Annotated in this window: 11 protein-coding genes and 1 pseudogene; all 12 read left to right on the top strand. The window is 62.9% G+C overall.

From position 1 onward, the window contains the following. The coding region (locus AC5I5I_RS26110) for an NADH-quinone oxidoreductase subunit D-related protein (RefSeq protein WP_495978139.1) at positions 1 to 293 on the top strand (293 nt) is incomplete at its 5' end. Then, a complete protein-coding gene (gene nuoE, locus AC5I5I_RS26115) occupies positions 293 to 1,372 on the top strand; it encodes an NADH-quinone oxidoreductase subunit NuoE (protein ID WP_495978141.1) in 1,080 nt (359 codons plus the stop codon). The genes AC5I5I_RS26110 and nuoE, both read left to right, overlap by 1 nt. A gap of 3 nt (positions 1,373 to 1,375) precedes the next feature. Continuing rightward, positions 1,376 to 2,680, top strand: coding sequence for an NADH-quinone oxidoreductase subunit NuoF (nuoF, locus tag AC5I5I_RS26120; protein ID WP_495978143.1), 1,305 nt, complete (start codon positions 1,376 to 1,378; stop codon positions 2,678 to 2,680). Between the two features lie 6 nt (positions 2,681 to 2,686). Beyond that, positions 2,687 to 3,178 carry a hypothetical protein gene (locus AC5I5I_RS26125; RefSeq protein WP_495978145.1) on the top strand — a complete coding sequence of 164 codons (492 nt, stop codon included), beginning with the start codon at positions 2,687 to 2,689 and terminating at the stop codon, positions 3,176 to 3,178. A gap of 36 nt (positions 3,179 to 3,214) precedes the next feature. Further along, positions 3,215 to 5,290, top strand: coding sequence for an NADH-quinone oxidoreductase subunit NuoG (gene nuoG, locus AC5I5I_RS26130; RefSeq protein WP_495978147.1), 2,076 nt, complete (start codon positions 3,215 to 3,217; stop codon positions 5,288 to 5,290). A gap of 4 nt (positions 5,291 to 5,294) precedes the next feature. Beyond that, positions 5,295 to 6,320, top strand: a complete 1,026-nt coding sequence (nuoH, locus tag AC5I5I_RS26135; protein ID WP_495978149.1) for an NADH-quinone oxidoreductase subunit NuoH — start codon at positions 5,295 to 5,297, stop codon at positions 6,318 to 6,320. Positions 6,321 to 6,332: 12 nt separating this feature from the next. Next, positions 6,333 to 6,575: a hypothetical protein gene (locus tag AC5I5I_RS26140; protein WP_495978151.1), complete on the top strand. Its 243-nt coding sequence runs from the start codon at positions 6,333 to 6,335 to the stop codon at positions 6,573 to 6,575. 39 nt (positions 6,576 to 6,614) lie between these two features. Next, complete coding sequence (nuoI, locus tag AC5I5I_RS26145; protein WP_495978153.1) at positions 6,615 to 7,103, top strand: NADH-quinone oxidoreductase subunit NuoI; 489 nt, start codon at positions 6,615 to 6,617, stop codon at positions 7,101 to 7,103. 6 nt (positions 7,104 to 7,109) lie between these two features. Then, entirely contained in the window at positions 7,110 to 7,721 is a 612-nt protein-coding gene (locus tag AC5I5I_RS26150; RefSeq protein ID WP_495978155.1) for an NADH-quinone oxidoreductase subunit J, read from the top strand. After that, positions 7,718 to 8,026, top strand: a complete 309-nt coding sequence (gene nuoK / locus AC5I5I_RS26155; RefSeq protein ID WP_495978157.1) for an NADH-quinone oxidoreductase subunit NuoK — start codon at positions 7,718 to 7,720, stop codon at positions 8,024 to 8,026. The genes AC5I5I_RS26150 and nuoK overlap by 4 nt, the downstream gene beginning before the upstream one ends. A 64-nt stretch (positions 8,027 to 8,090) precedes the next feature. After that, entirely contained in the window at positions 8,091 to 10,013 is a 1,923-nt protein-coding gene (gene nuoL / locus AC5I5I_RS26160) for an NADH-quinone oxidoreductase subunit L (RefSeq protein ID WP_495978159.1), read from the top strand. Between the two features lies 1 nt (position 10,014). Continuing rightward, a pseudogene (locus tag AC5I5I_RS26165) lies at positions 10,015 to 10,490 on the top strand (NADH-quinone oxidoreductase subunit M); the annotation flags it as partial.

A 10,490-nucleotide genomic window follows, 5' to 3' on the forward strand; every position in this document is an offset into this window, starting at 1 on the left:
AGCGCGGCGAGATGAAGCGCTCGATGGAAGCGCTGATCCATCACTTCAAGCTCTACACCGAAGGTTTCCACGTTCCCGCGGGCGAGGTCTATGCCGCGGTGGAAGCACCGAAGGGCGAGTTCGGCGTCTATCTGGTCGCCGATGGCACCAACAAGCCCTACAAGTGCAAGATCCGCGCGCCCGGTTTCGCGCATCTGCAGGCGATGGATTTTCTCTGCAAGGGCCACATGCTGGCCGACGTCTCGGCCATTCTCGGTTCGATCGACATCGTGTTCGGGGAGGTCGACCGATAATGGCCGTTCGTCGTCTCGCCCCGAAGGAATTGCAGCCGAAGGACTTCTCCTTCACGCCCGAAAATCTCGAATGGGCGCGCGGGCAACTCGCGAAATATCCGGACGGCCGTCAGGCTTCCGCAGTCATTCCGCTGCTCTGGAAGGCGCAGGAGCAGGCCGGCGGCTGGGTGCCGGAAGCCGCGATCCGTTATGTCGCCGAGTTCCTCGACATGGCGAATATCCGCGTCATGGAGATCGCGACCTTCTACACCATGTTCAATCTGGCGCCGGTCGGACGTCATCACGTGCAGCTTTGCGGCACCACGCCATGCCGACTGCGCGGCGCCGACGATTTGATCCATGTCTGCGAGAAGCGCATCGGCCACCAGTTCGACGTGACGCCGGACGGCGCGTTGTCCTGGGTCGAGGTCGAGTGCCTTGGCGCCTGCGTGAATGCGCCGATGGCGCAGATCAATTACGACTTCTACGAGGACCTGACTCCGGAAATCCTGACGCGCATTCTCGACGATCTCGCCGCCGGGAAAGAGGTGAAGCCAGGTCCGCAGATCGACCGGCAATTCTCCGCGCCGGAAGGCGGACCGACCACGCTGCTGGAATCTCCCTCGATCAGCACTGGCAGCGCGGGCGCTCCGGCTCAGACGCCGCTAACCGATGCCGCACCGAAGAAGCCAACGGCGGATGCCAACGTTCGCGAGGCGCCGGCAGAGGTCGACACGCTGGTGAAGGCTGCGGCGAAAGAGGGCATCTCGCCGAAAGCGACCGAAAAGGCGCTGACCGAGGAGCCACCTGTCTCCGAGCAGCACAAGCCCAGCCTGCTCGACAGGGCGCGCGAAGGCATCGCAGACGACCTCAAGCTGATCCGTGGTGTCGGACCCAAGCTCGAGGCGATGCTCAACCGGATGGGAATTTTCCATTTCGATCAGGTCTCAGCCTGGACCGAGATGAACTTGCGTTGGGTCGATCAGAATCTCGAGGGCTTCAAGGGCCGCGCGGCCCGCGACAAGTGGATCGAGCAGGCAAAGAAGCTCGCGACCGGATGGCGGCCTTCGGGCGGCACAGGCGAGAAATCAGGCGACTGAACCATGCTGGCTGACAAGGACCGCATCTTCAAAAATCTGTACGGCCAGTACGACTGGGGCCTGAAGGGCGCGCGCGCACGCGGCTCATGGGATGGCACCAAGCAGATCCTCGAACGCGGCCGTGACGGCATCATCAACGAGATGAAGGCGTCGGGCCTGCGTGGCCGCGGCGGCGCTGGATTCCCGACCGGCATGAAATGGTCGTTCATGCCCAAGGAAAGCAAGGACGGCCGGCCGAGCTATCTGGTCGTGAATGCCGACGAGTCCGAGCCCGGCACCTGCAAGGACCGGGAGATCATGCGGCACGATCCGCATCTTCTCGTCGAGGGCTGCCTGATCGCAGGCTTCGCGATGGGCGCGGTTGCGGCTTACATCTATGTGCGTGGCGAATTCATTCGCGAGCGCGAGCGCCTGCAGGCCGCGGTCGATCAAGCCTATGAGGCGAAGCTGATCGGCAAGAACAACGTCAATGGTTATGACTTCGACGTCTATGTCCATCACGGCGCCGGCGCCTATATCTGCGGCGAGGAGACCGCGCTGCTTGAAAGCCTCGAAGGCAAGAAGGGCATGCCCCGGCTGAAGCCGCCATTTCCCGCCAATGTTGGTCTCTATGGCTGCCCGACCACGGTCAATAACGTCGAGTCGATTGCGGTCGCGCCCGACATCATGCGCCGCGGGGCGGCGTGGTTCTCCTCGTTCGGCGCGCCCAACAATGTCGGCACCAAGCTGTTCTGCATTTCCGGCCATGTGAACCGGCCGTGCAATGTCGAAGAGGCGATGAGCATCCCGTTCCGCGAACTGATCGACAAGCATGCCGGTGGCATTCGCGGCGGCTGGGACAATCTCAAGGCGGTGATCCCGGGCGGTTCGTCGGTGCGGATGGTGCCCGCGGCGCAGATCATGGACTGCCCGATGGATTTCGACTCGCTCGCCAAGCTGAAATCCGGTCTCGGCACCGCGGCGGTCATCGTGATGGACAAGTCGACCGATCTGATCGCTGCGATCGCGCGTCTGTCGTATTTCTACAAGCACGAAAGCTGCGGCCAGTGCACGCCGTGCCGCGAAGGCACCGGCTGGATGTGGCGGGTGATGACGCGCATGGCGCAAGGCCGCGCGCATAAGCGCGAGATCGACCAGCTGCTCGATGTGACCAAGCAGGTCGAGGGCCACACCATCTGCGCGCTGGGTGATGCCGCGGCGTGGCCGATCCAGGGCCTGATCGCGCATTTCCGTCATGAGATCGAGGAGCGCATCGACCGGTACGCGGCCAATCCGCATCCCGATCCGGTCCAGGTGGCGGCGGAGTGAACATGCATGTCCGCGCCCGTCGTTCTCTGGTGGCAGCGCTACGGCAACATCGCCCAGATCGCGTCGGCGGTATTCGCCGTGGTGGGCTTTGGCGCGGTGCTGCTTCAGCTAAGCGAGATCCGGCACAACAATCGGGCGACCGGTGCGCGGCAGGTTTATCTCGCCTATACCGATCTGAATTTCAAACACCCGGAATATGCGCTGCCCGAACTCGACAAGCTGAAGGCCGGCGACCCGGCGGTGTTCGAGCGTTACAAGACCTTCGTGTCGTATCTGCTCTATGCCTGCGACGAGGTCATGAGCGCGTTTCCAAAGCAGCAGGAATGGCGCAAGTCCTGCGCCTACGAACTCAAGGCGCATCTGCCCTTCCTGTGCGAGACGCTGTCGAACGATCCGGCTTTTCTGGAGACATTTGGCGGCCGCAGCATCGATTTCGTGACCTCCGTGATGCAGCGCAACGGCGTCACCGCGCCGGAATGCCGTCCGAAAAAGGCTTGATATGAAAGCGATGGGAATGCCGCAGGAGCTCTCACGATGACCAAGATCGTGGTTGACGGCATCGAGCTTGACGTGCCGGCGGAATACACGCTGCTGCAGGCCTGCGAGGCGGCGGGTGCGGAAATCCCGCGCTTCTGCTTTCACGAGCGGCTGTCGATCGCCGGCAATTGCCGCATGTGCCTGGTCGAGCTGAAAGGCTCACCGAAGCCGGTCGCGTCCTGCGCCTGGGCCGTGCGGGATTGTCGTCCCGGTCCGAACGGCGAACCGCCGACGGTGAATACGCGCACCGCGCTGGTTAAGAAGGCGCGCGAAGGCGTGATGGAATTCCTGCTGATCAATCATCCGCTCGATTGCCCGATCTGCGATCAGGGCGGCGAATGCGACCTGCAGGACCAAGCCATGGCCTATGGCGTCGACACCTCGCGCTACTGGGAAAACAAGCGCGCGGTCGAGGACAAGTATATCGGCGCGCTGGTCAAGACCTCGATGAACCGCTGCATCCATTGCACGCGGTGTGTTCGGTTCGCCACCGAAGTCGCCGGGGTGCCCGAGCTTGGCGCCATCGGGCGCGGCGAGGACATGGAGATCACCACCTATCTCGAACAGGCGATGACCTCGGAGCTGCAGAGCAACGTCGTCGATCTCTGCCCGGTCGGTGCGCTGACGTCGAAGCCATACGCGTTCACCGCACGGCCGTGGGAACTGAACAAGACCGAGTCCGTCGATGTGATGGATGCGGTCGGATCCGCGATCCGCATCGACACCCGCGGTCGCGAAGTCATGCGGATCCTGCCGCGCCTCAACGAGGACGTGAACGAGGAGTGGATCTCCGACAAGACGCGGCATGTCGTCGACGGTCTGCGCGCGCAGCGGCTCGACACGCCCTATATCCGCGAAAACGGCCGCCTCCGGCCCGCCACCTGGAACGAAGCGTTCGCGCTTGTGTCGCAGAAGGTGCGAGCCACGCGCCCCGACCGGATCGGCGCCATCGCCGGCGACCTGTGCGCGGTCGAGGAAATGTTCGCGCTGAAGGAACTGATGGCGCGGCTCGGGTCGCGCAATATCGATGCGCGTCAGCGCGGCTCGATGATCGATCCACGCTGGGGCCGCTCGGCTTATCTGTTCAATGCGACGATCCCGGGGATCGAGCAGGCCGATGCGTTGCTGATTGTCGGCTCCAATCCGCGCAAGGAGGCTGCGATCCTCAATGCGCGGATCCGCAAGCGCTGGCGCATGGGACATTTCCCGGTCGCGCTGATCGGCGAGCGCGTCGATCTGACGTATCCCTATCACTATCTTGGCGCCGGCCCGGACTCGCTGTCCGAACTGGCGAACGGCAGGGGCGATTACGCCGATCTGCTTTACAAGGCCGAACGGCCGATGGTGCTGGTCGGTGCCTCGGTCTTCACCCGCAATGACGCGGCACGCGTGGCGGCTTTGGCGGCACGCGTCGCGGTCGAGATCGGTGCGGTCTCGGATGTCTGGAACGGCTATTCGGTGCTGCATTATGCGGCCTCGCGCGTCGGCGCGCTCGATATCGGCTTCGTGCCGGGCGAGGGCGGGCAGGGCGCGCCGCAGATGGCCTCGGGCGGTGTGGACGTGCTGTTCTCGCTCGGCGCCGATGAGATCGACGTCGATCGCGGTCCGTTCGTTGTCTATATCGGCACCCATGGCGACGCCGGCGCGCACCGTGCCGATGTGATCCTGCCGGGCGCTGCCTATCCTGAAAAGTCGGGTCTCTATGTAAACACCGAAGGCCGCGTACAGATGGCCGCGCGGGCCTCTTTCCCGCCCGGCGATGCGCGCGAGGACTGGGCGATCATGCGGGCGCTGTCCGATCACCTGGGCGCACGGCTGCCTTACGATTCACTGGCGCAACTGCGGCAGGCGATTTTTGCGGTTCATCCGCACCTGCAGCGGATCGGGACGGTCACGCCGGGCGACGGCGCCGACCTGCGCCGGCTTGCGCAACTGCCGGGGGCGCCCGACAAGGCGCCGTTCGTCTCTGTCATCGACGACTTTTATCTCACCAATCCGATCGCGCGTGCGAGCGCGGTGATGGCCGAGTGCTCGGCCCTTGCCGAGCAGCGCACCATGACGGCGGCGGAGTAGGCGCATGGCCGATTTCTTCTGGGCTTATCTCTGGCCGCTGATCATCATCGTCGCGCAAAGCGTCCTGCTGATGGTGATCCTGCTGGTCGCCATTGCCTACATCCTGCTCGCAGATCGCAAGATCTGGGCGGCCGTGCAGATCCGCCGCGGGCCGAATGTGGTCGGCCCATACGGGATGCTGCAATCCTTCGCCGACCTGCTGAAGTTCGTCCTCAAGGAGCCGGTGATCCCGGCCGGCGCAAACAAGGGCATTTTCCTGCTCGCGCCGCTTGTTACCGTCGTTCTCTCGATTGCCGCCTGGGCGGTGATCCCGGTCAATGCCGGATGGATGATTGCCGATATCAATGTCGGCATTCTCTACATCTTTGCGATCTCGTCGCTCGGGGTCTACGGCATCATCATGGGCGGCTGGGCGTCGAACTCGAAATATCCGTTCCTCGCGTCGCTGCGGTCGGCGGCGCAGATGGTGTCCTACGAAGTGTCGATCGGCTTCGTCATCATCACCGTGCTGCTCTGCGTCGGCTCGCTGAACCTGAGCGACATCGTCAACGCGCAGAATGGCAGCTACGGGATGTTCAGCTGGTTCTGGCTGCCGCTGCTGCCGATGTTCGTGATTTTCTTCGTGTCGGCGCTGGCGGAAACCAACCGCCCGCCCTTCGATCTGGTGGAAGCCGAATCCGAACTGGTGGCCGGCTTCATGGTCGAATACGGGTCGACCCCGTACATGATGTTCATGCTGGGCGAGTATGTCGCCATCGCCACCATGTGCGCGATGGGGACCATCCTGTTCCTGGGCGGCTGGCTGCCGCCGGTGAATGTCGCACCCTTCACCTGGGTGCCGGGCGTGGTCTGGTTCACGCTCAAGTGCCTGTTCATGTTTTTCCTGTTCGCGATGGTCAAGGCGATCGTGCCGCGCTATCGCTACGACCAGTTGATGCGGCTTGGCTGGAAAGTGTTCCTGCCGCTGTCGCTCGCGATGGTCGTGATCGTCGCCGCCGTCCTTCAATTCGGAGGTCTGGCGCCCAAATGACAGAGCCGGATCATGACCCTTTCGGCAACGGCACTTGCAGGCGCTGCGATCGGAGCGGCGCTGGGTGTGGCCAGCGCTCTGCTCGTGGTGTCCGCCGTGACCGAGCGGCTGCGTGCGCTCGATCGTTCCGAGACCGCCCGGGAGCGAGCGGCCTTGGAGCGCAAGTTACTGGCTCTGCGATGGATCGTTGTTGCGGTCGAAGCGCTGGTGTTCGCGATCCTGGGCTATTGGGTTGGGTCATGGCTGTTCGAGTAGTGCCGCCGCTTGGGCGGCTGACAGGCAGAGGATAGAACCATGCGGCTCGATCAGGCAGCGAAGTCGGTGTTTCTCACCGAATTCATCCAGGCCTTCTTCCTCGGCATGCGCTATTTCTTCAAGCCGAAGCCGACGCTGAATTATCCGTTCGAGAAGGGGCCGATCTCCCCGCGCTTTCGCGGCGAACATGCCTTGCGCCGCTACCCGAACGGCGAAGAGCGCTGTATCGCCTGCAAGCTGTGCGAAGCGATCTGCCCGGCGCAGGCCATCACCATCGAAGCCGGTCCGCGACGGAACGATGGCACCCGGCGCACCACCCGTTATGACATCGACATGGTGAAGTGCATCTATTGCGGTCTGTGCCAGGAGGCCTGCCCGGTGGACGCCATCGTCGAGGGTCCGAATTTCGAATTCGCGACCGAGACCCGCGAAGAACTTTTTTACGACAAGGAGCGGCTGCTCGCGAACGGCGATCGCTGGGAGCGGGAAATCGCACAGAATATCAAGCTCGATGCGCCTTACCGGTAACGAACGATGATCGTCGCGCTCTTCTTCTATCTGTTCTCTGGCGTGTGCATCGCCTCGGCGCTGATGGTGATCGCATCGCGCAATCCGGTGCATTCGGTGCTGTTTCTGATCCTCGCCTTCGTGAACGCTGCCGGGCTGTTCCTGCTGCTGGGCGCCGAATTCCTGGCGATGATCCTGGTGGTTGTCTACGTCGGCGCGGTGGCGGTCCTGTTCCTGTTCGTGGTGATGATGCTGGATGTCGACTTCGCCGAGCTGCGCGACGGCTTCCTGCAATATCTTCCGGTCGGAGCGCTGATCGGAATCGTGTTGCTTGCGGAAATCCTGCTCGTGGTCGGAGCCTGGACCATCGGCGGTGGCACCCCGCGCGTCGCGGCCGCGCCGATAACGGCGGGCGTGTCCAACACCGAGGCCATCGGCCTCGTGCTCTATACCAAATACATCTACTACTTCCAGGCCGCGGGCCTCGTCCTGCTGGTTGCGATGATCGGCGCGATCGTTCTCACGCTGCGTCACAAGGAGGGGGTCAAGCGCCAGAACATCTCCGATCAGGTGGCGCGGACACCAGCGACCGCGATCGAGATCCGCAAGGTCCAGCCGGGGCAGGGGCTGCAATCATGATTATCGGGCTCGGTCATTATCTGCCGGTCGCCGCCATCCTGTTCACCCTCGGGATTTTCGGCATTTTCCTGAACCGTAAGAACATCATCGTCATCCTGATGTCGATCGAGCTGATCCTGCTCTCCGTCAACATCAACTTCGTCGCTTTTTCGAGTTTCATGGGCGACATATCGGGCCAGATTTTTGCGCTGCTGATTCTCACCGTGGCGGCGGCGGAAGCGGCGATCGGGCTCGCCATTCTTGTGGTGTATTTCCGCAACCGCGGCTCGATCGCGGTGGAAGACGTCAACCTGATGAAGGGCTGAACGCATGATCCCGAAACCTGGGCACCGATTTTCGGGCCAGATCATGCGCATGGAACACTGAACGATGTATCAGGCGATCGTCTTTCTCCCGCTGCTCGGTGCCTTGATCGCCGGCCTGTTCGGCCGCCTGATCGGCGCGCGGCCTGCCGAACTGATCACCACGCTGTTGCTGTTCATATCGGCGATCCTGTCATGGATCGCATTCGTGCGCGTCGGCTTCGGCCATATGGACGAGCGCATCGTGTTGTTTACCTGGATGCAGTCCGGCGACCTCAAGGTCGACTGGGCGCTGCGCATCGACGCGCTGACCGCGGTGATGCTGGTGGTGGTCACGACGGTGTCGTCGCTCGTGCATCTGTATTCCATCGGCTACATGCATGAGGACCCGCACCGGCCGCGGTTCTTTGCCTATCTTTCGCTGTTCACCTTCGCGATGCTGGCGCTGGTCACGTCCGACAACCTGGCGCAACTGTTCTTCGGCTGGGAGGGCGTGGGTCTCGCGAGCTATCTGCTGATCGGATTCTGGTATCAGAAGCCCGAGGCGAATGCCGCCGCGATCAAGGCCTTCGTGGTCAACCGCGTCGGCGATTTCGGCTTCGCGCTCGGCATCTTCGCGCTGTTCATGATGACCGGTGCGATCGATTTCGACACCGTGTTCGCGCAAGCTCCGGCGCTGACCGGCAAGACCATCCACATCTTCGGCTGGCATGCCGACGCGCTGACGCTGATCTGCCTGTTCCTGTTCATGGGAGCGATGGGCAAGTCGGCGCAATTCCTGCTGCACACCTGGCTGCCCGACGCGATGGAAGGCCCGACCCCGGTTTCGGCGCTGATCCATGCCGCGACCATGGTAACCGCCGGCGTGTTCATGGTGGCGCGGCTGTCGCCGTTGTTCGAACTGGCGCCGGTCGCGCTGATGGTGGTGACGCTGATCGGCGCCATCACCTGCATGTTCGCCGCCACCGTCGGCCTCGTGCAGAACGACATCAAGCGCATCATCGCCTATTCGACCTGCTCGCAACTCGGCTACATGTTCGTCGCCATGGGCGTCGGCGCCTATTCGGTCGGGATGTACCACCTGTTCACGCATGCCTTCTTCAAGGCGCTGCTGTTTCTCGGCTCAGGCTCGGTGATCCACGCGATGCATCACGAGCAGGACATCCGCAACATGGGCGGCCTGCGCAAGAAGATCCCGCAGACCTATTGGCTCATGGTCGTCGGCACGCTGGCGCTGACCGGATTCCCGCTCACCGCCGGGTATTTCTCCAAGGACGCGATCATCGAGGCGGCCTATTCCGGCACCAATCCGTTCGCGCCTTTCGCCTTCGCCTGCACCGTGTTCGCGGCGCTGCTGACCTCGTTCTATTCCTGGCGGCTGATCTTCAAGACCTTCTGGGGCAAGCCGCACGATCATCACCACTACGAAGCGGCGCATGAAAGCCCGCTGACGATGATGATTCCGCTCTACGTGCTGGCGGCCGGCTCGATCCTGGCCGGCTGGCCGTTCTACGAGTATTTCGCCGGCCACCATGTCGAGGAATTCTTCCGCCAGGCGCTGGCGCAGAAGCCCGCCATTATCGAGGCGATCCATCACGTGCCGCTCTGGGTGAAATGGTCGCCATTCGTGATGATGGTCGCAGGCTTCGCGGTCGCGGCGCAGTTCTACCTGCGCGACCCGTCGATGCCGGTGCGGCTCGCCCGCGACCACCAGTTGCTGTACCGCTTCCTGCTCAACAAGTGGTATTTCGACGAACTGTACGACTTCATCTTCGTGCGCCCCGCCAAATGGCTCGGCTATACGCTGTGGAAGCGCGGCGACGGCTGGCTGATCGACGGATTTGGGCCGGACGGCGTGTCCGCCCGCGTGCTCGACGTCACCCGCAACGTGGTGCGGCTGCAGACCGGCTATCTCTATCACTATGCATTCGCCATGCTGATCGGGGCGGCGCTCCTGACCACCTGGTTCATGTTCGCGGGAGTGCGCTGACATGACCACCTGGCCCGTCCTCTCCGTCACCACCTTCCTGCCGCTGGTCGGCGCGCTGTTCCTGATGGCGCTGCGCGGCGATAGCGATTCCGTCAAGCGCAACGCCCGCTGGGTCGCGCTCTGGACCACGCTGATCACCTTCGCGGTCTCCCTGGTCCTGGTCTGGCGCTTCAACCCGACGACCGCCGAATTCCAGTTCGTCGAAAAGGCGCGCTGGCTCGGCGGCTATGCGTCCTATCACATGGGCGTCGACGGCATTTCGCTGCCGCTGATCATCCTGACCACCGCGATCATGCCGATCTGCATCATCGCCAGCTGGGATTCGATCCAGCATCGCGTCAAGGAATACATGATCGCCTTCCTCGTCCTCGAGACGATGATGGTCGGCACTTTCGCAGCGCTCGATCTGGTGCTGTTCTATCTGTTCTTCGAGGCCGGCCTGATCCCGATGTTCCTGATCATCGGCATCTGGGGCGG

It is taken from the genome of Pseudorhodoplanes sp., assembly GCF_059499825.1.